We start from the raw sequence: 24,658 nt of genomic DNA on the forward strand, positions 1-24,658 counted from the left end.
AGCCCATGCGCATTCTTATCGCTCCGGACAAGTTCAAGGGGTCCCTGACCGCGGCCGAGGCTGCCGCCGCCATCGCCGAAGGCGCGCTGCGGGTGTACCCGGAGGCCGTCGCCACCCAGTTTCCCATTGCCGATGGCGGCGAGGGCACCCTCGAGGCGGCCGTCGCGGCGGGCTATGAAGAGCGGCTGAATGCCGTGGTGGGTCCCATCCTCACCCCGCTCGGCGCCGCCTGGGCAATCCACAAGGCCGGCGACGGCAAGGTGACGGCAGTCATCGAAACGGCGCAGGCCTCCGGCCTGGCCGACATGGAACCAACTCCTGCCAACGCCTTGCGTGCCCACAGCTACGGCTGCGGCCAGCTCATTGCAGCCGCCCTGGACGCGGGGGCCACCGAAATCGTCCTGGGCCTGGGCGGTTCGGCCATGACCGACGGCGGCAGCGGCGCACTGCGCGCCCTGGGCCTGAAGCCCCTGGACTCCGCCGGGAACGTGGTGCCCCTCGGTGGCGGTTCGCTGGCCGACGTGGTGGCCCTGGACACGGCCGGGCTGGATCCGCGGCTGTCAGCAACAACGTTCCGCATCGCCGTCGACGTCCGTAATCCGCTGTACGGACCCTCGGGCGCCGCGCATGTCTTCGGCCCCCAAAAGGGCGCGGACCAGGACGCTGTGGAAATGCTCGACGCCGGACTGCGCAACTGGGCGTCCGTGCTGCGGGAAACAACGGGCCGGGACGTCAACGTCCCCGGCGCCGGCGCCGCCGGCGGCTTCCCGGCGTCGTTCCTTGCCTTCACCGACGCCACGCTGGAAGGCGGCTTCGCGCTGGTAGCCGGGCTGACCGGCCTCGCCGCGCAGTTGGAGCAGGCAGATCTGGTGATCACCGGTGAGGGATCCATGGATTCGCAGTCGCTCACCGGCAAGGCGCCCATCGCGCTCGCGGACGCGGCCCGGGAACGCGGAATTCCCGTCATCGTGGTGGCCGGCAGGATCCTGGTGACCCTTGAGGACCTCGCCGGGCATGGCGTGGTTGCCGCGGCGCAGCTGCTGGACGTCGCGTCCAGCCCTGCAGACGCCGTGGCGAACGCCGCCAAGTACCTGACCTGGGCAACAAGCCAGGTACTTGAGGGCGCCTAGCCTTACTAGCCCACGATCGTGGTGTTGCGGCGGCGCCGGAAAATGAGCACCGCAATCACTACCAGGACCGCGATTCCAGCAATGACCCACGGGGCGTAGTTCAAGCGGGTGGACTCATTCTTTGCCGATTCACCCGTGCCCGGATTGGCGGGGCCGGTGGAGGCGGTGTCACCGGGGGAAGGTGTGGGGGACGTGCCCGCGGCCCACACCGTGCCTGTTGATCCTGACGCGACCTGTGCCGTCCCTGCCTGTGCCGGGCCCGCCTGGCTGATGGCGGATGCGGGCGCCGTCGCAACGGCGGCGCCGGCAGGAAGGGCCGGAGCGGCCAGGAGCAGCAGGGCCAGCAGGATGGTTCGCACGGACGTTCTCATACAGTCTCTCCTCTTGGATGGGGCTGGGTGATGGGACGGCTGACAGGACTGGATAACCAGACCGGGTGTTTGGACGCGCCCTCAGGCTCCGGTCTCGTAGTGGGGTTCAGCAACGGGCTTCGACTCCGGCGAGCCCTTCTCCCGCAGGTAGACGGAGGCGCCCACCAGTACCGCCACGGCCAGGAACTCGCTTTGCCAGTTCTGGAAAGACTCGAACCAGAAGCGGCTGGTGCCCAGGTACTGCAGGAACGTGATGCTGGGCTGGCCATGGCTTTGCTGGTCCTGGTTGTACTCGTCCACGCCGCCGGCGGCGTGAAGGAAGAACGATCCGAGGAACAGCGCAAACAGCAGGATCGACAGGGAATGCTCGTAGACCTTGAGCACCACTCCGCCGTGCCGTACGGGCCACGGCGTGGCTTTCTTGAGAGTCGCCTGGCGCGGGTCTTCATCCTGGGGCGCTTCCTTGCCCATGGGCTTGGATTCGGATGAGCCTTTTTGGAACAGGAATACGGTGAGGACCACGTACATGGCCATCTGCAGGAACTCCGACTCCCAGTTCTCGAACGTGGCCTCCACAAAGGCGCCCGTTCCCAGGAACTGCAGGACCGAGACGGCAGGCTCCCCGTGGGCCTGTTGATCCTCACTGTAGGAAGCGGCACCGGAGAGGATCATGCCTACGAAGAACGCCAGGAAGCAGCCCACGTTGGCCAGCAACAGGCCATGTTCTTTTGCCCATTTGCGCATGTCTTACTCCTTTTCCGATGCGGGCGGGATGATCCTTACCGTGGCCCGCTTGTTGAGTCGAAGCGGCACGAACACCAGCATGACCACCATGACGCCCAGCAGCGCGCCGCCGGCCGTGACGCCGGCGGAGCGCCCAACGGCAACATCGAACACCAGGGCGGCGGTTCCGGCGCTCAGCAGGGCAATGCCGCCAAGGGCGATCTTGGTGATGGTGTCGGCGCTGGAGACCAGTGTTTCCTTGAGCCGCTTCCGGAAAAGCCGCCGGTGCACGCTGACCGGGAGGAGGATAAAAGCGGTGGTCAACGCGGCGATCACAACGTTGGTCAGATAGAGGTTGACCTCCCAGTCGTCCAGCTTTTCGAACCGCTGCTGGAACGGCAGCGTCAGCAGGAAGCCGGCCAGGATCTGTACGCCGGTCTGGAGCACACGCAACTCCTGCAGGAGTTCCGCCCAGTTGCGGTCAAGCTGCTCCTCACGGGTCTCGTTGCGTCCCGTCCGGCCCGTGTAGTCCTCAACTTCGGACATCGGCCCTCCTTCCTCTCCGGCCCCGGCCCTCGCCTTCTTTCTACTCCTCCCATACCCAGAAACAAGGCGGCCCGTTGCGCGAGCTATAACATTTGATAAGTTTACTGATTATTACCCATGGTCGGTGGACTTGGTCCTCCAGCCGGGATAGCTTCGAAGGGCCGGAGCAGGGCGGTGCCCTTCCCACCGACACAGGTCAACCGACACAGGCAGGCGGACTATGAGCGAGACGGACAAGCAAACAGACCAGCCGAAGGATCCCCGCGGCGGCTACCACTCGGGCCCCTTTCCGGAACAGGAACAAAAGCAGCCCGGACTGACCGCGCCCATGGACCCCAAACCCGACCACGGGGAGCTCAGCTACGAGGGGCACGGCAAGCTCGAAGGCAAGGCCGCGCTCATCACCGGCGGGGACTCCGGCATCGGCAAGGCTGCCGCCATCGCCTTCGCCCGTGAAGGGGCCGACATTGCCATCTCCTACCTGCCGGAGGAGGAAGACGACGCGCAGGACACCGCTGAGTGGATCCGGAAAGCCGGACGCCGCGTGCTGCTGTTTCCCGGCGATGGACGCGATGAGGAGTTCAGCACCCGCATCGTGGAGGAAACGGTCTCCGAATTCGGCCGCCTCGATGTGCTGGTCCTGAACGCCGCGTACCAGAAGAACCGCGAGAGCCTTGAGACCCTTCCCACAGAGGAGTTTGACCGGGTCTTCCGGACCAACCTCTATTCGCTGCTGTGGTCGGCCCGGGCGGCCGTGCCGCACCTGAAGGCCGGGGCCTCGATCATCACCACCGCCTCCATCCAGGCCTTCAACCCGTCGCCGGGGCTGATCGACTACGCCATGACCAAAGCGGCGCAGGTTGCCTTCACCAAGGCCCTGGCCCAGGAACTGGGCCCCAAGGGGATCCGCGTCAACGCCGTGGCTCCCGGTCCCATCTGGACCCCATTGATCCCGGCCACCGAGTGGCCGGACAAGCTCCCCTCCTTCGGGCAGGACACCCCGCTGGAACGCGCGGGACAGCCGGCGGAGCTCGCCGCGGCGTATGTACTGCTCGCCTCGGAGGATGGTTCCTACATTTCCGGTGCAGTCCTGCCCGTCACGGGCGGCAAGGGACTTTAATCAGGAACACCAGACCAGCAATATCGGCAATGAACAACAGGAGGAAGCATGACGCAGGAAAACCAGCAGGCTGAACCCGAGACGGCTCCGGGCGGCTACGGCACCCCAACCGCCGAGCAGGAGGCTGCCGGGACCCAGGGCGGCCAGCAGTCCAGTGGTGGCGCCCAGCAGTCCGGTGGCGGTGCATCTTCAGGGGGCGCGGAGACCAACGAACCGCAGTCGGGCACTGGCCAGGAGCCCGTCCCGCACGACATGGATCTTCCGTCCAGCGCGGCGGAAATCGACGAGTCCAATGACGATTCACAGGGGTCGGCGCCGGTGTCCTCGGAGTCCGGTCAGGAAGCCACGGGCATTCCGGACGGCAGCGGAAACGACCTCCCCAAGGAGGAGTCGCCCAACGACAACGATGAAAGCTTCGACGCCGGATAAAGCCTGCTCATCCATTCAGGCCCCCGTTTCTGCTGCCCCTGGTGTCAGCGGAAACGGGGGTCTTCGGCGTCCAGCGGGCCCGGCCCCATCGATCCCTGGCGGTGGGGCAGCACCGGCGAATACATCCCGCCCGGCTGGGTACGGAACATGCGGAAAGCCAATCCGCTGGCGCCGCAATAAGCAGCGCGCAGAGACGCCGGCGGGAATCTCAACGCCGGGAAGGTGGACTGTGGCCAGGAGAACTTCGGAGCAGTGGGCGCGGCAGCAGGACCGGCCGGACAACGTGGCGGTGGACGTCCTGGTGCCCACCTGCAACCGGCCGGCCGAGCTCGCGGTCACCCTCGCAGGACTGGCCGGGCAGGCCGAGCCCGCGTTCGCCGTCGTCATCAGCGACCAGTCAGCCGGGCAACCGGCCTGGGACCATCCCGCCGCCGCGGCCATGGTGCGGGTACTGGAGGCCCAGGGCCGGCCCGTCACGCTGCTGCGGCACCTGCCCCGCCGCGGGCTGGCCGAACACCGCCAATTCCTGCTGGAACAGGCCACAGCGGAGCAGTGCCTCTTCCTGGACGACGACGTCTGGCTGGAGCCGGGTGCGTTGGAGCGGCTGAGCACGGCGCTGGATGAGCTTCAGTGCGGTTTCGTGGGAATGGCGCCGCAGGGCCTGTCCTTCCTGGACGACCGCAGGCCGGAACAGACCGCAGCCTTCCAGGCCTGGGAGGGCCCGGTGACTCCGGAACGGATCCGGCCGGGTGCCCCGGGCTTTGAGCGCTGGCCGCTGCACAGCGCTGCCAACCTCAGCCACCTCAGCGCGGAACTGTCGCTGCAGCCCGGCGAATGGGTGCCGTACCACGTGGCGTGGCTGGGCGGCTGCGTGCTCTACCGCAGGGAGGCGCTGAACGACGCCGGCGGCTTCCTTTTCTGGACCAGCCTGCCCGCTGAGCACGCCGGAGAGGATGTGGTGGCGCAATGGCAGGTGATGGAACGCTGCGGCGCAGCGGGCATCCTGCCGTCGGGAGCGGTCCACCTGGAGTCGCCTACCACCGTGACGGACCGGCGGGTGGAGGCGTACGACGTCGTCCTGAAGGAGGGTGCTGTCTGATCAGGCGCTAAGCGCCACGTCCGGCGTCCAGTGGGTAGGCCACGTATGCGAACAGCCTCGAATCCGGTGACCAGCTGCTGACGTTCAGGGTGCCCTGCCCACCGAACACCGGCCAGGTGTGCAGCGGCGTGGCCCAGTCGTTGGTGGACACCAGGACGACCTCCACCGGAAGGTCTGCAGGGTGCCCCCGGGTTCCAGCGGGAAAGCGGAGATAGCTGGCCAGGCGGCCGTCGGGGGAGAGGTGCGGGAACCAGTCGACGGTACCGCTATCCAGCAGACGCTCGAACTGGCTGCCGTCCGGGCGGACCCGGGCAAGCTGGGCGTGGCCGGGTGCCGTGGTGAAGGACTCCGTGTTCAGGTAAAGCCATATTCCGTCGGCGGAATATTCAGGTCCGTCGCAGTGCCCCTGGCCCACCTCCACGTTCTCCGGTGGGCCGCCCGCGGACGCGATGGTCCGCAACCGGCCGGGCCGTGCAAAGTCTCCCGCCGCGATGTCCACATAGGCCAGCCGGCCGCCGTCGGGACTGACGCCATGGAGGAAATGTAAGGATCCGTCGTCATCCGTGATCCTGGTGGCCTGTCCGCCGGCAAGTGGTGCGCGGTAGATATGGCCGTCATCGCCCGAGAGGAAGATACCGCTGCCGTCCGGGTCCAGGACGTGGTCATTATTGAGAGCGGGGACGCCGGTGAGCGGAACTTCGGTGAGGGCGCCGGCCGCCAGGTCGAGCCGCCACAGACTGCCGTCTCCGTTGAGGATCAGCGCCCGCCCGTCGAGGGTCCAGTTGGGTGCTTCGAGCAGCATGTCCTCAGTGCGGAAGACGAGCGAAGATTCCCCGGTGACCGACGCGGTCCACACCTCGCAGCACTGGCCTGGTTGAAGGGTGCGGACCACCCCTACTCCCCGCTGCTGAAGGCGGCGTCGAAGCTGGTCTGGGAGGCGGGGAAGTCGTACTTCTTCAGGGCCGCGAGTGCTTCGGGGGCGCCGTGGAGGCGGTCCATGCCTGCATCTTCCCACTCCACGGAGATGGGGCCGCTGTAGCCGATGGCGGACAGGGCGCGGAAGGAGGCTTCCCAGGGGACGTCGCCGCGGCCGGCGGAAACGAAGTCCCAGCCGCGGCGCGGATCGCCCCAGGCCAGGTGGGAGCCCATGACGGTGTTGCGGCCGGTCTGGCGGACCTTGGTGTCCTTGCAGTCCACGTGGTAGATCCGGTCCTTGAAGTCCCAGATGAAGGAGACGGGGTCGATGCCCTGCCACATCATGTGGGAGGGGTCCCAGTTCAGGCCGAACGCTTCCCGGTGGCCGATCGCTTCGAGGGTGCGGACGGTGGTCCAGTAGTCGTAGGCGATCTCGGAGGGGTGGACTTCGTGGGCGAAACGGATGCCGTTTTCGTCGAAGACGTCCAGGATGGGGTTCCAGCGGTCGGCGAAGTCCTGGTATCCGGCGTCGATGACCTTTTCGGGGACGGGCGGGAACATGGCCACGTACTGCCAGATGGAGGAGCCGGTGAAGCCGACGACGGTGTCCACACCCAGTGCCTTGGCGAGCCGGGCAGTGTGTTTCATTTCCTCGGCGGCGCGGGTGCGGACGCCTTCGGGGTCGCCGTCGCCCCAGACTTTGGCGCCGACGATGGCCTGGTGGCGGAAGTCGATGGGGTCATCGCACACGGCCTGGCCTTTAAGGTGGTTGGAGATGGCCCAGACCTTGAGTTTGTACTTGTCCAGGATCTCGAGCTTGGACTCGACGTACCCGGGTTCATCCCAGCGCCAGGCGTCCAGGTGGTCGCCGGAGACGGCGATTTCCAGTCCGTCGTAGCCCCAGCCGGAGGCCAGGCGTGCGACTTCTTCGAAGGGCAGGTCGGCCCACTGGCCGGTGAACAGGGTGAACGGGCGGGGCATGCAGGGCTCCTTGGAAGATAAGGGTGCTAGTGGCGGACGACGGTGAGGGTGCTCTTGTTGGCCGCGGATTCCTCCACCGCGTCCAGGACGTACTGGACGTTCAGGCCTTCTTCGAACGACGGCGAGGGCTGGCTTCCGTCCTTGATGGCCAGCAGGAAGTCGCGGACCTGGTGGGTGAACGTGTGCTCCCAGCCGATGATGTGGCCCTGCGGCCACCACGCGTCCAGGTAGGGGTGCTCGGGTTCGTTCACCAGGATCCTGCGGAAGCCCTGCTCACGGACCGGGGCCGTGGCGTCCAGGAAGCCAAGCTCATTGAGGTTTTCCAGGTCGAACAGCAGGCTGCCCTTGTCGCCGTAGACCTCGATCTGGAGGGAGTTCTTCCTGCCGGTGGCCACCCGGGAGACCTCCACTGAGGCCACCGCCCCGGAGGTGAGGGACAGCGTGGCCCAGGCGGCGTCGTCGACCGTTACATCCTCCATGTCGTCCGCCCCGGGGCGGCGGTTCACGAAGGTGTTGAGCCGGCCACTGACTTCGGTGACCTGGTCCCCCAGGAGGAACAGGACCTGATCGATGGCGTGGCTGGCGATGTCCCCGAGAGCGCCGGACCCGGCGGTTTCCTTCCGCAGCCGCCAGGTCATCGGGGCCTGGGCATCGGTGAGCCAGTCCTGCAGGTAGGCGGCGCGGACGTGCCGGACAATGCCCAGCCGGCCCTCGGCGATCAGTTCCCTGGCCAGTGCCAGGGCCGGGACGCGCCGGTAGTTGAAGCCGATCATCGACTGGGTGCCTTTGGCGCGGGCCTTGGCCGCGGCGGCGGTCATCAGCTCGGCTTCCGCGAGGGTGTTGGCCAGCGGCTTTTCCACCAGGACGTGCTTGCCCGCTTCCAGCGCGGCGATGGCGATTTCGGCGTGCATCCAGCCCGGGGCACAGATGTCCACGACGTCGATGTCATCGCGGGTGACCACCGTCCGCCAGTCCGTTGCGGACTCAGCCCAGCCGTACTTTGCCGCGGCCTCTGCCACGGCGCCGGCGTCCCGGCCCACGAGGACCTTCTGCTCGAAGGCCGGGACGTCGAAGAAGCTGGCCACGTTCCGCCACGCGTTGGAGTGGGCCTTGCCCATGAAGGCGTAACCGATGGCGGCGACACCGAGCGGGCGGGAGGCCGGAGGTTTGGACGGGTGTGCGGGTGTGGTCATGATGCGTTCCTGCGTGCTTCCTGCTGGCTGGACTACGTGCTGGATTACTTGCTGGATCAGAGGGTGGCGGTTTCCGGCGCCCAGTCCTCGGGGAGGGCGGGCGACGCCGGGGCAGAGCTTTCCACGTCCACGAACGTGCCGGAGCCCATGGACTCGGAGATGGAGACCATGGTGTCCAGGACGTGGTAGGCGAGCTCACCCGTGGCGCGGTGGGCTGTTCCCGCTCGGAGGGAGCGCGCCATGTCCAGTACGCCCATGCCGCGGCCGTTGGCGGGTCCGGTGGCCGGAACGGTGGTCCAGTCCTCGTCGCCGGCGCGCCAGAGCTTGATGTCGCCGGTGAAGTAGTTGGGATCCGGCAGCGAGATGGTGGCTTCGGTGCCGGTGATTTCCACGAATCCCATGCGCGTCCGGGGGGACTCGAAGGAGAAGACGCTGTGCGAGGAGGCGCCGGATTCGAACTGGGCCATCGCGGAGACGTGGGTGGGCACCTCGACGGTGAACTCCTCGCCGGCCTTGGGCCCGGAACCGATCACGCGCACATCCTTGGACTTTGACCCGACGGCGGCCACCTTGCGGATGGAGCCGAAGGCCTGGACCAGGGTGGTGAGGTAATAGGGGCCCATGTCGAACAGCGGGCCGGCACCGTGCTGGAACAGGAAGGCCGGATTGGGGTGCCAGGACTCCGGGCCAGGGGTTTGGAACGTGGTCATCGCGGTCAGCGGCGTCCCGATGTCGCCCCGCTGGATCAGGCGCAGGGCCGTTTGGATCCCGGCTCCAAGGAACGTGTCCGGGGCGCAGCCCAGGCGGATGCCGGCCGCGTCGGCGGTCTTGAGCAGGCCCAGCCCGGATTCGCGGTCCAGCGAGAACGGCTTCTCCGTCCAGACATGCTTGCCGGCGTTGACGGCGGCGGTGGCCACCTCCACGTGCGCGGCAGGAATGGTGAGGTTGACGATGATCTCAACGGCCGGGTGGTTCAGGGCCTTGTCCACCCCGCCCCATTCGGGGATGCCGTATTCCTTGGCGCGTGCCTCGGCGGCTTCCTCGAAGAGGTCGGCGATGACATGGACCTTGAGGTCCGGGAAAGCGGTGAGGTTGTCCAGGTACTGCTTGCTGATCACGCCGGCGCCGATGACGCCGACGCCCACCGGGCCCTGGCGGGAGGCTGTGGTGCTCATGCTTTTACTCCTTCGCCTGCAGCGTTGAGGAAGGACAGGCTCTCGCTGATGCCCTCGAAGATGTCGCCGGCGTAGTCGTCGAACTCCACTACGCCCACCTCCAGCGACTTTGCCGCGGCGATGACGTCCATGACCGGCACCTTGCCCTGGCCCGCCGGCTGCTGGGCCTTGTTGTCCTTGTTCAGGGGGCCGTCCTTGATGTGGATGAATTTCACCCGGTCGCCCAGCCTGGCCAGGAGTTCCACGGGATCCTGGCCGCCGACTGCCGCCCAGTAGGTGTCCACCTCCAGGACCAGTTCCGGGTCCAGCAGGTCCGCGAAGTACTCCAGGGCGGTGCGGCCCTCGATGCTGGACTCCAGTTCCCAGGCGTGGTTGTGGTAACCCACCCGGATGCCGTAGTCCGCGCCCTTCTTGGCGGCGGCGTTGAGCTTTTCGGCCGTTGCCTGGATGTCCTCGGCCTTCTGCCAGTGCTCGGCGGGCAGAAACGGATCGATGACGGTGGTGATGCCCAGTTCCTTGGCTGCCGCGAAAATCTCGTCCTGGTCCTGGCTCATGAGGGGTGCATGGCCGGACGGTGCGGTGAGGCCGTTCTCCTTCAGGGCCGCGCCGAGTTCCTTGGCCGTGGCCACGAAGTTGTACGGCTCAACCTGGGTGAAGCCGATCTCCGCCACTTTCCTGATGGTCCCCGGAAGATCCTCCGAGATGGCGTTGCGGAGGGTGTAAAGCTGCAGTGAGTAGGACATGGGTTTCCTTTAGCTGTTCTGTAGGTGTGGGCTGGGGTCAGCGGCCGGCGAGCGAGCCGCCGATGCCGCCGACGCTGAAGTACTTGTTCAGGGTGGCGAAGACGATGACGGGCGGGAGCATCATGACCACGGCCAGGGCCATGACGGAGGTCCAGTCCGTTGCGTTCTGCTGGAAGAAGGACTGTACGCCCATGGGCAGGGTGAAGATTTCATTCGAGCGCAGGAACACGATGGCCACCAGGTAGTCGTTCCAGGCGAGGAGGAAGGCGAAGATCGCTGTCGAAAGGACGCCGGGAAGGGAATTCCGGAGCACCACCTTGGTGAAGGAGCCGAAAACCGAGCACCCGTCGATCCAGGAAGCCTCCTCCAGGCTGATGGGGATGGAGTCGAAGTAGGCGGCCATCATCCAGGTGGCAACCGTCATGGTGGAACCGACGTAAATGATGGTCAGGCCCAGGAGGTTGTCCACCAGGCCCATCCCGGCGAACAGGATGAACAGCGGCACCACCGAGGTGATGATCGGCAGCGACTGCATCACGAACAGCAGCAGCGAATACCCGGAGACTGCCTTGCTGCGGCCCCGGGAGAGGACGTACCCCGCTGGTGCGGCCACGGCCACCGACACCACCACGGTGGAGAGGGTGGTGACCAGGCTGTTCTTGAGCCACGTGGCGGCGAAGGTCTTGGAAAACACATTGCTGAGGTTTTCGAACGTCAGACCGGTGGCGGTGCTGTTGGGCCCGGGGGTGAACGCCAGCAGCACGGTGACCATGATGGGAACCAGCACGATCCCGGTGATGATGAGGATCGCTGCGAAGCGCCACCAGCGGCCGCGCTCGCCCGCCTCGGAGAGGACCTTGCGGCGTTTGCCGGCGTCGATGCCGAGCGTGGGACCGGATTCGGGGTGGGCGTGGAGTACTGCGCTCATTATTCGACGCTCGACTTTCGGATCTGGCGGTACAGGATGACCGAGATGACCACCAGGGTCATGGTCATGAGGAAGGCGATGGCCACGCCCGGGCCGGTGGCAAAGTCCTGGAACACGGTCCGGTAGGCCAGGACCACCAGGGAGGTGGTGGCGTTGACAGGGCCGCCGCCGGTGAGCAGGTAGATGGTGGGGAAGTCGTTGACGCAGAAGATGGTCATCAGGATCCAGCTGATGTAGGTTGACCGGGCAATCAGCGGCAGGGTGATCTGGGTGAACTGCTGCCAGCGGCTGGCGCCGTCCATGCTGGCTGCCTCGTAGACGGTGGTGTCCACGGAGGCCAGGGCGGCCGAGATCATCATCATCATGAACGGGAAGCTGACCCAGACCTTGAACACCATCACCGTGATGGAGGCCAGGGAGGGGTCTGCCAGGAAGAGCGGGGTGCCCATGCCCAGGTTCCGGAACAGCGACGGGATGAGGCTGTCCGGGGTGGCCACCAGCCAGTTCCATGCGGTGGAGGACACCACGATGGGCACCACCCAGGGCAGGAGCAGCAGGACCTTGAAGGTGCCGCCGGCCGGGATCCTGGTGCGCAGGAGCAGGGCCAGGCCCAGGCCGACGAGCCAGGAACCGAAGACGCCCACGATGGTGAACCACAGCGTGAACTGGGCGGCCTTCCAGAACGCAGGCGAGGTCAGGACGGTGGCGAAATTCTGCCCGCCCACGAAGTTGCCGGTCTGGAGCAGGTCTCCATCGTGCGTCGCCTGGATGGCCGCGTAGATCAGCGGGTAGCCGTGGATCAGGACAAGGAGGACCACGGAGGGAAGCAGGAGCCAAAAGAAGGTCCTGGTGGCCTGGGCGGAGAGCTTGCTCTTGCGATTGCCGTGGGCGGTCCCGGATCCGCCGGGGGCAACCCCGCGGCGGGCCCGGGCAAAGCCGGACTCGGTGGTGGTGCTGGACATGGGCGGTCCGACCTACTTCTTCAGGACGGATTCGAGGCCGGACTGGAAGGTCTGCAGGGCAGTCTTGGCGTCGGCCTTTCCGGTGATGATGGTCTGGCTGAACTGGTTCAGTGCCTGCCCGCCGTCGAGGGCGGCGAGGTTGGCGTTGAGCCTGCTGCCCTGGGCGGCGAAGGTCTTGGCGATGGGCTGCCAGTCCTTGACGATCTTGACGTTGTTGGGGTCGTTGGCGAACTCGGGAATCTCGGTGATCGACTTGAAGACCGGCAGGGCGGACATCAGCTTCTTCTGCCACAGCTGCTTGAGCTGGCCCAGGTAGTACACCAGGAACTCTTCCGACGCCTCCTGGGACGGGGTGTTGGTGTACATCATGATGTTGTTCGGGAAGACGATCGTTGCCTTGTCCCCGTGCGGGCCCTTGATGGGGTCGGCCACCAGCAGGTCGCCCGAGGTATCGCCCACGCGCTGCGGGACGTTCACCTGGAACAGGCCGTAGCCGGCCTTGCCGTCCTTCCACTGCGCGGACATGTTGTCCGTGGTGTAGCTGACCGCTGCGGGGTCCACGATGCCGTTGGACACGAGTTCCAGGACGAACTCCATGGCCTCCACGTTGCGGTCGTTCATCAGGTCAAGCTCGCCGTCCTTGTTCCAGACACCGCCGCCGTTGTTGACCATCATCATGATCATGGAGTGGTTGGCGTAGTTGTTGCCCGCGCCGGCGCCGGTGGTGAAGCCGAACGCGCCCACCTTCTTCAGGGCCTTGCCGGCTTCCAGCAGCGACGGCCAGTCCGTGGGGAGGGCAACGTTCGCCTTCTCGAACAGCGACTTGCGGTACCAGAAGACGCGCATGTCCAGCTGCCACGGGACCGCCACGTAGCCCTTGTCCGACTTGAACGGGTCAAGCACCCCGGGCAGGAAGTCATCGAACTGGCCGTTGGCCTTCAGCTTCTCGATCACCTTGTCCGCGTAGGCGATCTGGCCCTGCTGCTCGAACTGGAACGCTTGGAAGCCGCCACCCGTGGAGACGGCCGGGCCCGTCTTTGAGGCGATCGCTGAGGAGAAGGTCTGGTAGAAGTTGTTCCACTGGATGATCTGGTAGCTCGCCTTGGCGCCGTTGGCGCCGGAGAAGCCTTCCGCGATGCCCTTGGCAGCGTCGTTGTAGGCAGGGGTGGCCCAGGGCATGTCCCAGAACTTAACGGTGCCGCCTGCTCCGCCTCCGCCTCCGCCCTGCGATGCCGATCCGCCCCCGCAGGCAGCGAGGAGGGGTGCTGCGGCAGCGGCAGCCGTCAGGCCCAGGAAGCCGCGCCGGTTGAAGGAACGGCGCTGTTCGGAAGATGCGTTCATGATGTGTCCTTTCGGGACCGGCAGGCGTGATGCGCCGTTGATGCGGTCCTGCTCATCGTTGAGAGTGGAGGTGGGACTGGACTGCTGTTCAGGTTGCGTATCGGTGGGTTTGGTTACGTGTCAGCGAGGGTTGCGTAGAGGTCGGTCAGCCGGGCGAACCCGGCCAGATCGTCCGGCCGGGTGCCGGCGCCAAGATGGTCCTTCAGGCGCCGCCACGCCGACCGGTGGGCGGATTCGTAAAGCGTGGGAAGCAGGAGTTCGCCGTGGGTTCCGGTGACCCGGACTTCGGCCGGCCAGGCCGCGTCGGGATCCGGAACCTGGACGGCCACCCCGCCGTCGGCGGTGTAAAGGCGGATATCGACGCCGGCCGGGCGGGCCGCGGTCAGCACGCCCTGGGCGGTGAACGGTGCGCCGTTGGCCAGCCTGCCGGCCACGGTGTACCCCGTGGCGTCGCAGCGGAGGAGGAGCATTTCGTGGAGGGGACCGCTGACGGCCAGCAGCGCGGCCAGATGCTCGCCAAGGAGCCGCCGCGGGTCCGTGCCCGGAGCCGTCGCGGCAACACTGTCCAGCAGTGACGCGGTGCCCAGGGCGCTGCGCACTGCGTCACGGGCGTCGGGACCGTCGCCTTCCGCCACCAACGCGGGATTGGAGGCCCAGCGGAGGTCCAGGACGACGGCGGTTCCTGCGGCGTTTGCCGCGGCGGCCAGTTCGCGGGTGTCCTCGGGGACCGGGTTGGCCACCACGATGCCGCGGGCACCAGCGGCCACGGCGCGGCGGGCTTCGTCCGTCCAGCCGGGTTCGCCCGCAACCACCAGCACGTCGGCCGTGCTTTGCAGGTTCTTCGCCGCAGGTGCGAAGGTCGCGGGCAGTGAAGCCACCGTCTGGGTTACCGCCCCGGCTTCCCGGGCGGTGGGGGATGCCAAGACCGTGTACGGACCGCTCATGCCGAAACTCCTGCTTTTTCCGCCGTGTCGGCCTGTCCTGGGGCACTGTCTACAGTTGCGTCCGCGATGGCGAGGGCAAAGGTGAGGTCGTCGATCAGTGCCTGGGCGGAGGGCGCCTGGCGGGTTCCTTTGGCCAGCTCCGCCAGTTCACGCCATTCGCCCTCGTAGCCGTTATGCCCATAGGGGCCGAACGTGCGCGTTTCGCTGCCGCCGCGGCTGGTCAGCCTGGCGACCGCCGAACCGGCCTGGACGTAGGACGGCGTAAAGTCGATGTGCAATGCTGCATCATCCGCGATTGCCTCAAAGGTCCATTCAGGCTTCCACGTGCTGTTCATGACGGCACGCAGTTCGATGACGCGGGTTGGGGTGCGGAGCGACACGGCGTAGCCGAACGGGCGGACGTGGAGCACCTGGAGGACCTCGATGTCCGCGAAGTCCGGGGTAAACCGGCGGACCAGGGGCAGGTCGTGGATGGCCAGGCCCATGATCCCGCCCCGAAGCGCGTTCTTGATGACGTTGATGTCCGAGTAGTTGGGCTCGCCGGCGGCGGGACGCGTGAGAATTTCGGTGGCGAAGTCCTCGAAGCGGGCATTGGGCGGCAGGACGATGGAGGAGCGGATGGTGTGGACCTGCTCCGGGAGGTCGCCCCAGTTCTGTTCCGCCGCGAGCCAGCCCGGATCAAAGGTGTGCATGGCGCCCACGACGATGGGTACGCCCGTTTCGCTGCTGACCGCCGAGATGCGCGCAGCTTCCCCGGCGTTCATTGCGAAGGGCTTTTCGCAGAGGACGGCTTGCTTCCCGGCCCTGCAGGCGGCGATGACCTGGTCAGCGTGGAACTGGTGGGGGCTGCAGATCGCTACGACGTCAACGGCCGGATCGTTCATCAGCGCATCCATGCTGGTGCCGGCGGTTGCTCCGACGCGGGCCGCCACCGATGAGGCAACGGCAGGGTCCACATCCATGATGTGCCGGACTTCCAGGATGTCCTGGAGGCGTGCCAGGGCCGGGAGGTGGATGGCTTGGGTGACGGGCCCGGCGCCGAGGATGCCGACGCCGAGGGGGCGGTCTGCGGGCGCTGTGTCATGGGACAAGTTCAGTTACCTCTTTGTAAGCGGACTCTGGGATCTGGACGGACTCTGGTGCGTAAACGGGCTGCCTGTGGCGGCGGCGGTGCCGGGATCACTGCGGCTGATGTCCACCATCAGGTCCGCGAATGTGCCTTGAATCACAACGTAGAACTACTTTTGACGCACGTCAAGCAAAAGTTGTTTGTTGCGCGTCATTCTTCTGCCGTGATGACAGCCGTAAGTAAGAGTGTTATGACTTAGACATGACTTCAGTGACGGGCAGGCAGGCCGGAAAAGACGCCGACGTCGGCAGCCTGTCGCGCGCCGGCGACCTCTTCCAGCTGTTGCGTGACGGCCAGGCCCGCACCCGCGCCGAGCTTGCCCTGAGTACGGGACTGGCCCGGTCAACGGTGGCCTCGCGGATCGACGCGCTGATGCTGTCCGGCCTGGTGGGCCCTGCGGGCGAGGCGCTCTCCAGCGGCGGCAGGCCGCCGTCGCGCTTTGCCTTCAACCCGGCCGCCCGCCTGGTGCTGGCCGTGGACGTGGGCGCCACCCATGTCATCGTGGCGGTCACGGACCTCGGCGGAAACATCCTGGCCGAACACCGGCTGGCGCAGCAGGTGGCCGACGGCCCGGAAGCGGTCCTGGACCAGGTGGTGGCGCAGGGCAAGGAGCTGCTGGCGTCCACCGGACGAAGCGTGGCCGAACTCGCCGGGATCGGCATTGGCCTGCCCGGGCCCGTGGAACATGACACGGGCAAGCCCGTCAAGCCGCCCATCATGCCCGGCTGGGACGGGTTCGACGTAGTCAGCTACGTCCAGCGGTCCCTGCCCGTGCACGTGCTGGTGGACAACGACGTGAACATCATGGCGTTGGGGGAGCAGTCCGCCCACTGGCCCGAACACAACAACTTCTTCTTCGTGAAGGTGGCTACCGGAATCGGCTCCGGCATCATCAGCAACGGGGAACTGCAGCGTGGCGCCAACGGCACGGCAGGCGACCTGGGGCACATACAGGTGGCGCGCGGCGCGGATGTCCTGTGTGCCTGTGGAAACTACGGGTGCCTGGAAGCGCTGGCGTCAGGTCCCGCCGTCGTGCGTTCCCTCCGGGACCAGGGGCTGGACGTGGCGAAGGGCGCGGACGTACTCCGGCTCGCCGCTGACGGCAACCTGCAGGCCATTCAGGCGCTGCGCCAGGCCGGCCGGGACATCGGCGAGGTGCTGGCCACAGTGGTAAACCTGCTCAACCCGTCCGTCATTGTGGTGGGCGGCAGCGTCGGCGAGACGGGGGAGCACCTGGTGGCGGGCATCCGCGAGGTGGTGTACCGGCGCTCTCCGCCTCTGGCCACCTCGCACCTGCGCATCAACGGCTCGCGCGCCGGCAGCCAGGCGGCAGTCCTTGGTGCCAGCAAACTGGTCACCCAGTATGTCCTCTCGCCGGCCGTCATCGAAGCAACGCTGGCAGGCGCCATCGCCGGGTAACGCAGGGGATCCCCGCGTTACCCCGCTGCCTGGCTTTAGGCCTCCGCCTCCGCTTCGGGTGCTTCGGTCAGGATCAGCGCAGTCCCGCCGTAGGCGGGCAGCTCCAGGAAGAAGCTGTGCAGGTCATCCACCTGCCCCACGGTTTCGCCGCTGAACAGGTCCTTGACGTTGGCACCTGAGGGCAGCTCGTTGGACTGGATGCTGCCGGCGATGTCCTGCCCGGAGAAGTTGAGCGCCGTGACCTGCAGGGTCCCGTCCGTCAGCCTGTTGACCAGCACCAGTGCGCTGCGGTTGGAGACGTCCGGGACATCGAGCAAGGTCCCGGTGGCGATGCCGTTCTCTTCCCGCACGGTGAGGATGCGCTGCAGCCGGCGCGCGAACGACTCGGGGTCCTTCAGCTGGTCCGGCAGCGGGCCATAGAGGCTGCGGGCCCGCGGCATCCCTGAGGAGGAGGTGATTGCGTCCGGGCTGGTGCCCATGAGGTCGTGGGCGCCGCGGTTGATCCAGCGGGTGTCACCCTGCGAGGTCAGTTCCCGTACGCTGCTCCGGTCCAGGGCCAGGATGCCTGTGAGGTCCCAGCCGGACAGGGCAAAGACGCCGGGCTGCAGGGCGTTGTACATGGCCAGGAGCAGGTGGACGTCCCGGATCTGGGCTTCCTGTTCCGGGGTGGTGGCGGACGGGTCCTTGATGCCCAGCGCAGCCATGATGAAGCTGACCGAGGTGCAGGCAATGCCGTTGGTGGTGAAGACGGCGTTGTAGGGCCCGTTCTCGCCGGTCAGCCGCTCACGCATGGTCTGCTGGATCTGTTCGGCCAGCTGGGCGCCGGTGAGTTCCTCGCCGTTGAGCTCGAACATCTCGTCCCGGTGCCCGGCGGCGAAGTGCAGGAGCTCGTAGGTGAGTTCGTCATGGTTCTGCAGTGCATGCACCAGCGAGGCCTGGTCCACACCGATCTCCAGGGAAAGGCGGAGGGTCAGCCGCAGGAACTCGGTATCGGCCGTGATCAGGGAGTAGTGGTACGCGGGCCGGGTGATGAAGTCGTAGGAGAGGTCCGGGCCGGCGTCCGACGTTGCCTTGATGTCGTCGATGGTCAGGTTCAGCTCCTGGAAGGAGAACCCGCCCACCTTCCGGATCATGGAGCCGATGAGCTGGTTGGCTGCCTCGGACAGCGGATGCCCCTCGGACCAGCCGGGCTGTTCTTCGGCGCTCTTCTCCACGCCCAGGAAGCCGTTGGCATCAAGGCGCAGTGCGCCGGTGCCAAGGTCCACGAGCGAATGCAGGGCGTCGCCCACCACCAGGCGCATTCCCGCGAAGGTGGGGTCCAGCCAGTTGATGGAGGGCTGCCCGGCCTTGAAGTAGTGCAGGTAGACCCAGCGGCGGGTCTTGCCGGTGGTGTCCACGATGGGCCGGGTGGCGCTCCAGTTGGTCTCCTTCACTCCGGGTTCGTAGAAGATGACCCGCTGGAGCCGGCCGATGATGTAGCCGGCCTTCTGCAGCGCCTGCTCCGAGTCGGGGCTGAGATTGACCGAGTCGGCCCCCTCCGGGACGTCCGGGAGGAGGTGCCAGTCCTCTTCGGGGATGTCCACCATGTGGTAGATGCCGGGGTAGTCCCGGAAGTTCATCTCGGCCAGGCGGAAGTCCGCACCCTTGCCGGTGTGGCCCGGGACGATGTCGTCGATGACGGTGCCGTCGTGCTCAGCAGCCACCTCGCACATGCGGCGGAACTCCTCCTCGGTGCCGAAGACCGGATCGATCGCCATGCTGATGCGGTCGAAGTGCCCGTCCACGCTGGGAGTGTGGGACCAGCCGCTGATGCCGCCGGCGAGCTTCACGGGGCCGGTGTGGATCCCGCGGATGCCGATCTCACGGAACGCCTTCCACATGGCCGGATCGCCCAGGGCGGAGAGGAACGACTGGCCGGTGGGGGTGATGAAGGACAGCGGGTAGGCGGTGAACCACACGGAGGCACGTTCGACGGCGGCCCGCGGGTTGGGATGGGCATACGAGTTTTGCCACATGCTGGCCTGGCCGGACAGCTGCCGCGCCAACGTATTGGCGTCCCCGAGCATGGCCTGGTTGCGGAGCCAGTCCACGTAGGCCGCGTTCCTGCCGTCGAACTCGAAAGACGGCCTGCTGCCTACGAACTGGCGCCGGCGTGCGATGGGCCGCAGCGCCTTTGGCCTGGCTGCAAAGAACTGCTCGTCGAAATTGACGTCCAGTTCCGCTGACGGCTCCGCAGCGCCCGCTTCCACTTCCCCGTTGCCTGCGGCTGCATCCGCTTCCGAAGTGTTCCCGCTGGTGCCCGGCTCCCGCATAAGCTCCTCTTTCCATTGCTCGTTTCCGTGCTGGCATGGATGCTCAAAAGACCCCTTGCCCAAGGAAAGGTACCCAGGGCATCAGGGAGTATTCGGCGTCCCCTCTCCCGATGCTACTGCGCGGCGGGGCTGGTGGAAGGGACAAACGTGCCCGGGCTGGAGGATGCTTTCTCCGATGTCCCGGCCAATCTGCTGGAGGATGGCGGCGGAGAGCCGGGGGTCCTTGGCGGAATTCCGGCTGGTGTAGTCAGCCAGGGCATACACCCGGCTCAGGGACAGGTCTGCCCACCGTTCACGGGGCAGCAGGGAGCGACCAGCCACCGCGATGATGGGGCGCCCCCCGGAACGGCGGGCCACGGCGGCCGGTAGTTTGCCGGCGAGGGTCTGCAGGTCGATGCTGCCTTCACCCGTGATGACCACATCGCAGGTGTCCCTGCGCGTATCGAAATCCAGCAGGTCCAGAAAGAAGTCCGCTCCAGAAACCTGCCGTGCGCCGAGCAGGAGGCAGGCGTAGCCTATTCCGCCGGCGCTGCCGGCTCCTTCATGGCGGGCCAGTTCGGGGCCGGAGGCAAATCCTGCGTCTGCCATCCTTGCCACGAAGTGCACCAGTCCGGCATCGAGGCCCGCCACGTCCGCCGGCACTGCCCCCTTTTGTGGTCCAAAGACGGCCGCGGCACCGTAAGGACCGGTCAGGGGATTGGAGACGTCGCTGGCCACGATCAGTTCAGCCGCCGCCAGGCCGGGAATGGGGAAGCCCTGGACTGAGTGGATCCGGGACAGGGCCTGCCCTGTCCCTTCCAGCTGGCTGCCATCAGCGTCGGTAAAGGTGTAGCCCAGGGCGGACAGCATCCCCATCCCGCCGTCGGTGCTGGCACTACCGCCCAGCGCCAGCACGATCCGCGCCGGCGCCAGGCTGAGCGCGAAGCGGATGGCCTCGCCGAATCCGCGGCTGGAGGAGTTGAGCGCGTCAAGGGCGCCGTGGGGCAGGAGCGAGATCCCGCAGGTGTTGGCAACTTCCACGACAGCGGTCACGCCATCGAAGGCAATGGACGCCTGCACTTGCTGCCCTGTTGGTCCGGTGACCTGGCAGGTGTGCCGGGCGAAGCCTGCCGAGACCGCGGCGTCCACGCTGCCGTCGCCGCCGTCGGCCAGTGGCAGAAGGTCGCACTGGACGGCCCGGCCGGCCCCGGCGGTGGACCGGAGCCCCGCCGCCAGGGCCTGGCCCACCTCACCTGCAGTCAGGCTGCCCTTGAACTTGTCCGGCGCGATGAGGGCACGGACGGGAGGTGTGAAGGTGGACATGTCAGACGGTCTCGGAGTAGGCGGGGCGGCGATCGGCAGGGAGGGGATGCCCGACGCCGGCCGGATCCTTCCCGGAGACAGGCACCTGGTGGAGGTCGTCATCGTTCGGGGCGGTTCCGTCGCCCGGCCCCGTGACCTGCGCGGGCAGGGGTTCCACTGCTTCGCCGGCAAAGACGCGGCGGACACGGTCGGCGTCAAGCGTGCGGTCCCACCAGGCGATGAAGAGGGTGGCCACAGCGTTGCCGGTGAAGTTGACCAGGGCGCGGCACTCGGACATGAACTTGTCGATGCCGAAGATCAGCATGATGCCGGCCGCCGGGATGGTGCCGATGGTGGCCAGCGTAGCCGTCAGGGCAATGAAGCCGCCGCCTGCCACGCCTGCGGCGCCCTTGGAGGTCAGCAGCATGACGGCGAGCAGGCCCAGCTGCTGGCCGATGGTCAGGTTGGTGTTGGTGGCCTGGGCGATGTACAGGGCAGCGAGGGACAGGTAGATGGCGGCGCCGTCCAGGTTGAAGCTGTAGCCGGTAGGGACCACAAGGCCCACGGTTTCCTTCTTGACACCGGCGTGTTCCAGCTTGCGCATCAGGCCAGGGAGGGCGGGTTCGGCCGTGGAGGTGCCCAGGATGAGCATGTACTCCTCTTTGAGGTGCCGGATCATGCTGAAGATATTCAGTTTCAGGAAGGCCATGATGGAGCCGAGGACAACCACCACGAACAGGATGGAGGTGGCATAGAAGAGCGCGATGAGCCCGCCCATGCTGGTTAGGGATGAGACGCCGTACTTGCCCACCGCGTAGGCCATGGCGCCGAACGCGCCAAGCGGTGCCGCTTTCATGATGAAGCTGAGGATCTTGAACATCACGGCGGTGAGGCGCTGGATGCCGTCGAGTACGGGAGCCCCTACCTTGCCGATGGCGTTCAGCGCGATGCCGAAGACGACGGCGATGAAGATGATCTGCAGGATGTCGCCCGCCACGAACGGCTGGACCACGCTGGTGGGGATGATGTGGGTGATGAACTCCCACCATTCCTGGTGCGCGCCGGCGTCGATCAGCTTGGCGGCCGAGTCCGAGGTCTTGATAGTGCTGGCGTCGGCGTTCACGCCGTCGCCCAGGCGGAAGATATTGATGGCCACCAGCCCGAAGGCCAGTGCGCAGATGGTGCCCACCTGGAAGTATGTCAGCGCCTTCAGCCCGGTCATGCCCACCTTTTTCAGGTCGGCGACGCTGGCGATGCCGCCCACGATCGTGAGGAAGACGATGGGTCCGATGAGCATCTTCATCGCGTTCACGAACGTGGTGCCGATTGGCTCCATGGCGATGCCGGTTGCCGGGGCGAGCCAGCCCACCAGGATGCCGATGACGATGGCTGTCAGTACCCAGAAATACAACTGCCGGTACCAACGTGTTCTAGGGGCCGCTGTTGCAGCTGCGGCCGTGCTGTTGTGGTCCATGATTCCTACCTCATTGTTGGAATGTCGCTGGAGGATTGCTGAAGAAGTCTGTTGAGGGGGTGACGTCCGACGGCGGCCACCAGCCGCCGTCGTACGTCACCGTTAGTGGGCCAATACTTTGGTGGGTGACCTAGACTGCGGCGGGTGTCAGCGTCAGGGCCTTGATGATTGCCTCGGTGACGTCCTCGGTGGTGGCGTTGCCGCCCACGTCGCGGGTCAGGTGCCCGGAGCCGGTGGCTGCCTCGATGGCTGCCTCCACCTGGCGGGCTTCGCCGCGCAGGCCGAAGTGGTCCAGCATGAGCGCGGCGGACGCGATGGCGCCGATGGGGTTGCTGATGCCCTGGCCGGCGATGTCCGGCGCCGAACCGTGAACGGGTTCGAACATGGACGGGAAGCGGCGCTCAGGGTTCAGGTTGGCGCTCGCTGCCAGCCCCAGGCTTCCCGCCAGTGCGGAGCCGAGGTCGGAGAGGATATCTGCGTTGAGGTTGGACGCCACCACTACTGACAGGTCCTCGGGCTTAAGGATGAACTTGGCGCTCATGGCATCCACCAGGACGCTCTCGGTCTGGACGTCCGGGTAGTCCAGGGCCACACGGTTGAAGACCTCGTCCCAGAGGACCATGCCGTACTGCTGGGCGTTGGACTTGGTCACCGAGGACACCTTCTTCACCGTGCGTGTGCGGGCCAGGTCGAAAGCGAAGCGCATGATGCGCTCGCAGCCCTTTTCGGTGAACAGCGCGGTCTGCAGTGCCACCTCGTTGCCCGGGCCGCGGCCGCTGAGGTTGCGACCGCCCAGACCGGCGTATTCACCCTCGCTGTTTTCGCGGACCACAATCCAGTCCAGTTCCGTGTTGTCGGCTTTGCGCAGCGGGGACTGCACGCCCGGGAGGAACTTCACGGGGCGGATGTTGGCCCACTGGTCGAAATTCTGGGTGATGTTCAGGCGCAGGCCCCACAGGCTGACGTGGTCCGGAACGTTTTCCCAGCCGACGGCCCCGAAGTAGATGGCGTCGAAGTCCTTGAGGGCTTCCAGCCCCTTGGGGTCCATCATCTGACCGGTCCTGGCGTAGTACTCCGAGCCCCAGGGGAACTCAGTCCAGTCGAACGCGAACTTGCCGTTGGAGTTTTCGGCCAGGGTGTCCAGGACGCGGCGGCCGGCAGCCACCACTTCCTTGCCCACGCCGTCCGCGGGGATTGAAGCGATGCTGAAAGTCTGGTTGGCGCCCATGCGGCTACCTCCTCATTGAATGCGGGCAGTGTGTCCTGTTGCCGGAGTCACACTGATTTCTTCCTCTTCAAGTAGACGGGGGGAGCGCAGCCGGCGTCCAAGACCAAGATTCGATCCGGCTGATAGGAAGGGCCTATCAACGTTTCCATCGATTGCTCCGATAACGCCCTTTTGAGCCCCCAAAACGGCGTTATCGGAGCAATCGATAAACCTGGGTTATTCCGCGTGCTGACCGGCGACCTCCAGGAAAGCGCAGGCCGCGGGAGTGAGATCGTCCTTGCGGCTCAGGATGGCTACCTCCAGGTGCAGGACCGGTTCGATCAGGAGCGTCCGCAGGCCGGCTTTGTGCGCGGTGGGCGCCCAGGAGGAGGGCATCACCGCGTGCCCCACCCCGGCCAACACGAGCGGGAGGATGGACGTACGGTGGGCGACCTCCACCACAATCTCCGCTTCGATCCCCTGGGCCAGTGCATCGTCCACCAGCCAGCGCATCAGGGAACCGCGCTGGCTTGCAATGATGCGGTGGCCGCCAAGGTCCTCCCGCACGATCGCGCCGCCGGCACGGAAGGTATCCGCCTGTGGGTTGACGATGAGGATCAGGGGTTGGCGCTCCAGTTCCAGGACTTCGACGCCGGGAACGCGGATGGCAGTGGGGGAACCGGCCAATCCAATTTCCGTGCTGCCGCTGCGCACGGATTCAATTACTTCCTCCGGCGTGAACGCGGCGCCCACATTCAACCGGACCGACGGGTAGGCCTGGGTGAAGGCGGCAATCATGGAGGTGAGGGGCTCAATTCCCGGTGAGGGCATGGTGATGATGTCCAGCTGTCCGCTCCGGATGCCCCGAAGCGCCTGCACCGCGGATTGTGCCGCGGCCAGGTCCCGCATCACCAGCCGTGCCGGCCCCACCAGCTCCTTGCCCGCGTCGCTGAGGACAGCCCGGCGGCCGATCCTGTGGAACAGGGGGACGCCCAGCTCTTTTTCCAGCCCGGCGATGGTTTGTGACAGCGAAGGCTGGGCGACCAGCAGCTGTTCGGCTGCGCGGTTGAAGCCGCCGTGGTCAACCACCGCCAGGAAATACTTCAGTTTCCGGGTGTCCAAAGCGGGCTCCTTCTGCGGCCGGCCGTTGCTGCGATGCGCCTGAAGCCTACCTACGCCGGCCCCGTACCGCGAATCCCCTTTCCCCCTTGTTTCGCCCACTTTGCCCACTAAGGC

General features: G+C 66.5%; 23 protein-coding genes. 5 read left to right on the forward strand and 18 right to left on the reverse strand.

Annotated elements, in window-relative coordinates; genetic code table 11:
* Positions 1 to 5: 5 nt before the first annotated feature.
* Complete coding sequence (locus ASG86_RS03850; protein WP_056330704.1) at positions 6 to 1,130, forward strand: glycerate kinase; 1,125 nt, start codon at positions 6 to 8, stop codon at positions 1,128 to 1,130.
* Between the two features lie 5 nt (positions 1,131 to 1,135).
* On the opposite strand, the gene ASG86_RS03855 is transcribed toward ASG86_RS03850, so the two are convergent.
* The 3 genes from ASG86_RS03855 to ASG86_RS03865 form a co-directional block, all read right to left on the reverse strand.
* A complete protein-coding gene (locus ASG86_RS03855) occupies positions 1,136 to 1,501 on the reverse strand; it encodes a hypothetical protein (RefSeq protein ID WP_056330500.1) in 366 nt (121 codons plus the stop codon).
* Between the two features lie 81 nt (positions 1,502 to 1,582).
* A complete protein-coding gene (locus ASG86_RS03860; RefSeq protein ID WP_056330502.1) occupies positions 1,583 to 2,245 on the reverse strand; it encodes a DUF6766 family protein in 663 nt (220 codons plus the stop codon).
* Positions 2,246 to 2,248: 3 nt separating this feature from the next.
* Positions 2,249 to 2,770 carry a DUF6328 family protein gene (locus tag ASG86_RS03865; RefSeq protein WP_056330505.1) on the reverse strand — a complete coding sequence of 174 codons (522 nt, stop codon included), beginning with the start codon at positions 2,768 to 2,770 and terminating at the stop codon, positions 2,249 to 2,251.
* Between the two features lie 220 nt (positions 2,771 to 2,990).
* Here ASG86_RS03865 and ASG86_RS03870 point away from each other — a divergent pair, with 220 nt between their 5' ends.
* From ASG86_RS03870 to ASG86_RS03880, 3 genes are all read left to right on the forward strand, one after another.
* The gene (locus ASG86_RS03870) at positions 2,991 to 3,890 is read left to right on the forward strand and encodes an SDR family oxidoreductase (RefSeq protein WP_056330508.1); all 900 of its coding nucleotides are present in this window, start codon (positions 2,991 to 2,993) and stop codon (positions 3,888 to 3,890) included.
* 48 nt (positions 3,891 to 3,938) lie between these two features.
* A complete protein-coding gene (locus ASG86_RS03875; RefSeq protein WP_056330511.1) occupies positions 3,939 to 4,319 on the forward strand; it encodes a hypothetical protein in 381 nt (126 codons plus the stop codon).
* Between the two features lie 229 nt (positions 4,320 to 4,548).
* Positions 4,549 to 5,418 (forward strand): glycosyltransferase, encoded by an 870-nt coding sequence (locus ASG86_RS03880; protein WP_082566661.1) that lies wholly within the window; start codon positions 4,549 to 4,551, stop codon positions 5,416 to 5,418.
* 7 nt (positions 5,419 to 5,425) lie between these two features.
* Here the strand turns inward: ASG86_RS03880 and ASG86_RS03885 are convergent, their stop codons facing one another.
* The 10 genes from ASG86_RS03885 to ASG86_RS03930 all read right to left on the reverse strand — a co-directional run bounded on the left by ASG86_RS03885 (position 5,426) and on the right by ASG86_RS03930 (position 15,691).
* Entirely contained in the window at positions 5,426 to 6,310 is an 885-nt protein-coding gene (locus ASG86_RS03885) for a TolB family protein (protein WP_056330512.1), read from the reverse strand.
* A 2-nt stretch (positions 6,311 to 6,312) separates the two neighbouring features.
* Positions 6,313 to 7,314, reverse strand: a complete 1,002-nt coding sequence (locus tag ASG86_RS03890) for a sugar phosphate isomerase/epimerase family protein (RefSeq protein ID WP_056330515.1) — start codon at positions 7,312 to 7,314, stop codon at positions 6,313 to 6,315.
* Between the two features lie 26 nt (positions 7,315 to 7,340).
* Positions 7,341 to 8,507, reverse strand: coding sequence for a Gfo/Idh/MocA family protein (locus ASG86_RS03895; protein ID WP_056330518.1), 1,167 nt, complete (start codon positions 8,505 to 8,507; stop codon positions 7,341 to 7,343).
* A 56-nt stretch (positions 8,508 to 8,563) separates the two neighbouring features.
* Complete coding sequence (locus ASG86_RS03900) at positions 8,564 to 9,682, reverse strand: Gfo/Idh/MocA family protein (RefSeq protein WP_056330521.1); 1,119 nt, start codon at positions 9,680 to 9,682, stop codon at positions 8,564 to 8,566.
* Positions 9,679 to 10,425: a sugar phosphate isomerase/epimerase family protein gene (locus ASG86_RS03905; protein ID WP_056330524.1), complete on the reverse strand. Its 747-nt coding sequence runs from the start codon at positions 10,423 to 10,425 to the stop codon at positions 9,679 to 9,681. Before ASG86_RS03905 ends, ASG86_RS03900 begins: the two co-directional genes overlap by 4 nt.
* A 37-nt stretch (positions 10,426 to 10,462) precedes the next feature.
* Positions 10,463 to 11,353, reverse strand: a complete 891-nt coding sequence (locus tag ASG86_RS03910; protein ID WP_056330526.1) for a carbohydrate ABC transporter permease — start codon at positions 11,351 to 11,353, stop codon at positions 10,463 to 10,465.
* Entirely contained in the window at positions 11,353 to 12,315 is a 963-nt protein-coding gene (locus ASG86_RS03915; protein WP_056330530.1) for a carbohydrate ABC transporter permease, read from the reverse strand. Before ASG86_RS03915 ends, ASG86_RS03910 begins: the two co-directional genes overlap by 1 nt.
* 12 nt (positions 12,316 to 12,327) lie before the next feature.
* The gene (locus ASG86_RS03920; RefSeq protein ID WP_056330533.1) at positions 12,328 to 13,656 is read right to left on the reverse strand and encodes an ABC transporter substrate-binding protein; all 1,329 of its coding nucleotides are present in this window, start codon (positions 13,654 to 13,656) and stop codon (positions 12,328 to 12,330) included.
* A 113-nt stretch (positions 13,657 to 13,769) separates the two neighbouring features.
* Positions 13,770 to 14,600 (reverse strand): hypothetical protein, encoded by an 831-nt coding sequence (locus ASG86_RS03925; RefSeq protein ID WP_056330537.1) that lies wholly within the window; start codon positions 14,598 to 14,600, stop codon positions 13,770 to 13,772.
* Positions 14,597 to 15,691, reverse strand: a complete 1,095-nt coding sequence (locus ASG86_RS03930; RefSeq protein ID WP_056330540.1) for a Gfo/Idh/MocA family protein — start codon at positions 15,689 to 15,691, stop codon at positions 14,597 to 14,599. Before ASG86_RS03930 ends, ASG86_RS03925 begins: the two co-directional genes overlap by 4 nt.
* Positions 15,692 to 15,930: 239 nt before the next feature.
* Between ASG86_RS03930 and ASG86_RS03935 the strand changes: the two genes are divergently transcribed.
* Entirely contained in the window at positions 15,931 to 17,148 is a 1,218-nt protein-coding gene (locus ASG86_RS03935; protein WP_056330542.1) for an ROK family transcriptional regulator, read from the forward strand.
* Between the two features lie 35 nt (positions 17,149 to 17,183).
* Here the strand turns inward: ASG86_RS03935 and treS are convergent, their stop codons facing one another.
* From treS to ASG86_RS03960, 5 genes are all read right to left on the reverse strand, one after another.
* Positions 17,184 to 19,460, reverse strand: a complete 2,277-nt coding sequence (gene treS, locus ASG86_RS03940; RefSeq protein WP_056330545.1) for a maltose alpha-D-glucosyltransferase — start codon at positions 19,458 to 19,460, stop codon at positions 17,184 to 17,186.
* 81 nt (positions 19,461 to 19,541) lie between these two features.
* Positions 19,542 to 20,762 carry a glycerate kinase gene (locus ASG86_RS03945; RefSeq protein WP_082566662.1) on the reverse strand — a complete coding sequence of 407 codons (1,221 nt, stop codon included), beginning with the start codon at positions 20,760 to 20,762 and terminating at the stop codon, positions 19,542 to 19,544.
* Between the two features lies 1 nt (position 20,763).
* Positions 20,764 to 22,215, reverse strand: a complete 1,452-nt coding sequence (gene dctA / locus ASG86_RS03950; RefSeq protein ID WP_056330548.1) for a C4-dicarboxylate transporter DctA — start codon at positions 22,213 to 22,215, stop codon at positions 20,764 to 20,766.
* 130 nt (positions 22,216 to 22,345) lie between these two features.
* A complete protein-coding gene (locus ASG86_RS03955) occupies positions 22,346 to 23,443 on the reverse strand; it encodes a tartrate dehydrogenase (RefSeq protein ID WP_056330551.1) in 1,098 nt (365 codons plus the stop codon).
* Between the two features lie 216 nt (positions 23,444 to 23,659).
* Entirely contained in the window at positions 23,660 to 24,544 is an 885-nt protein-coding gene (locus ASG86_RS03960; RefSeq protein WP_056330556.1) for a LysR family transcriptional regulator, read from the reverse strand.
* Between the last annotated feature and the right edge of the window lie 114 nt (positions 24,545 to 24,658).

Origin of the sequence: Arthrobacter sp. Soil764 (genome assembly GCF_001428075.1) — a bacterium.
Lineage (GTDB): Bacteria > Actinomycetota > Actinomycetes > Actinomycetales > Micrococcaceae > Arthrobacter.

Bases quoted from the DNA above. Each gene is read 5' to 3' on its own strand.
- ASG86_RS03910 (WP_056330526.1), bottom strand. From the start codon at position 11,353: ATGAGCGCAGTACTCCACGCCCACCCCGAATCCGGTCCCACGCTCGGC.
- ASG86_RS03870 (WP_056330508.1), top strand. From the start codon at position 2,991: ATGAGCGAGACGGACAAGCAAACAGACCAGCCGAAGGATCCCCGCGGC.
- ASG86_RS03890 (WP_056330515.1), bottom strand. From the start codon at position 7,314: ATGCCCCGCCCGTTCACCCTGTTCACCGGCCAGTGGGCCGACCTGCCC.
- ASG86_RS03905 (WP_056330524.1), bottom strand. From the start codon at position 10,425: ATGTCCTACTCACTGCAGCTTTACACCCTCCGCAACGCCATCTCGGAG.
- ASG86_RS03915 (WP_056330530.1), bottom strand. From the start codon at position 12,315: ATGTCCAGCACCACCACCGAGTCCGGCTTTGCCCGGGCCCGCCGCGGG.
- ASG86_RS03925 (WP_056330537.1), bottom strand. From the start codon at position 14,600: ATGAGCGGTCCGTACACGGTCTTGGCATCCCCCACCGCCCGGGAAGCC.
- ASG86_RS03920 (WP_056330533.1), bottom strand. From the start codon at position 13,656: ATGAACGCATCTTCCGAACAGCGCCGTTCCTTCAACCGGCGCGGCTTC.
- ASG86_RS03865 (WP_056330505.1), bottom strand. From the start codon at position 2,770: ATGTCCGAAGTTGAGGACTACACGGGCCGGACGGGACGCAACGAGACC.
- dctA (WP_056330548.1), bottom strand. From the start codon at position 22,215: ATGGACCACAACAGCACGGCCGCAGCTGCAACAGCGGCCCCTAGAACA.
- ASG86_RS03850 (WP_056330704.1), top strand. From the start codon at position 6: ATGCGCATTCTTATCGCTCCGGACAAGTTCAAGGGGTCCCTGACCGCG.
- ASG86_RS03945 (WP_082566662.1), bottom strand. From the start codon at position 20,762: ATGTCCACCTTCACACCTCCCGTCCGTGCCCTCATCGCGCCGGACAAG.
- ASG86_RS03900 (WP_056330521.1), bottom strand. From the start codon at position 9,682: ATGAGCACCACAGCCTCCCGCCAGGGCCCGGTGGGCGTCGGCGTCATC.
- ASG86_RS03855 (WP_056330500.1), bottom strand. From the start codon at position 1,501: ATGAGAACGTCCGTGCGAACCATCCTGCTGGCCCTGCTGCTCCTGGCC.
- ASG86_RS03935 (WP_056330542.1), top strand. From the start codon at position 15,931: ATGACTTCAGTGACGGGCAGGCAGGCCGGAAAAGACGCCGACGTCGGC.
- treS (WP_056330545.1), bottom strand. From the start codon at position 19,460: ATGCGGGAGCCGGGCACCAGCGGGAACACTTCGGAAGCGGATGCAGCC.
- ASG86_RS03875 (WP_056330511.1), top strand. From the start codon at position 3,939: ATGACGCAGGAAAACCAGCAGGCTGAACCCGAGACGGCTCCGGGCGGC.
- ASG86_RS03860 (WP_056330502.1), bottom strand. From the start codon at position 2,245: ATGCGCAAATGGGCAAAAGAACATGGCCTGTTGCTGGCCAACGTGGGC.
- ASG86_RS03955 (WP_056330551.1), bottom strand. From the start codon at position 23,443: ATGGGCGCCAACCAGACTTTCAGCATCGCTTCAATCCCCGCGGACGGC.
- ASG86_RS03895 (WP_056330518.1), bottom strand. From the start codon at position 8,507: ATGACCACACCCGCACACCCGTCCAAACCTCCGGCCTCCCGCCCGCTC.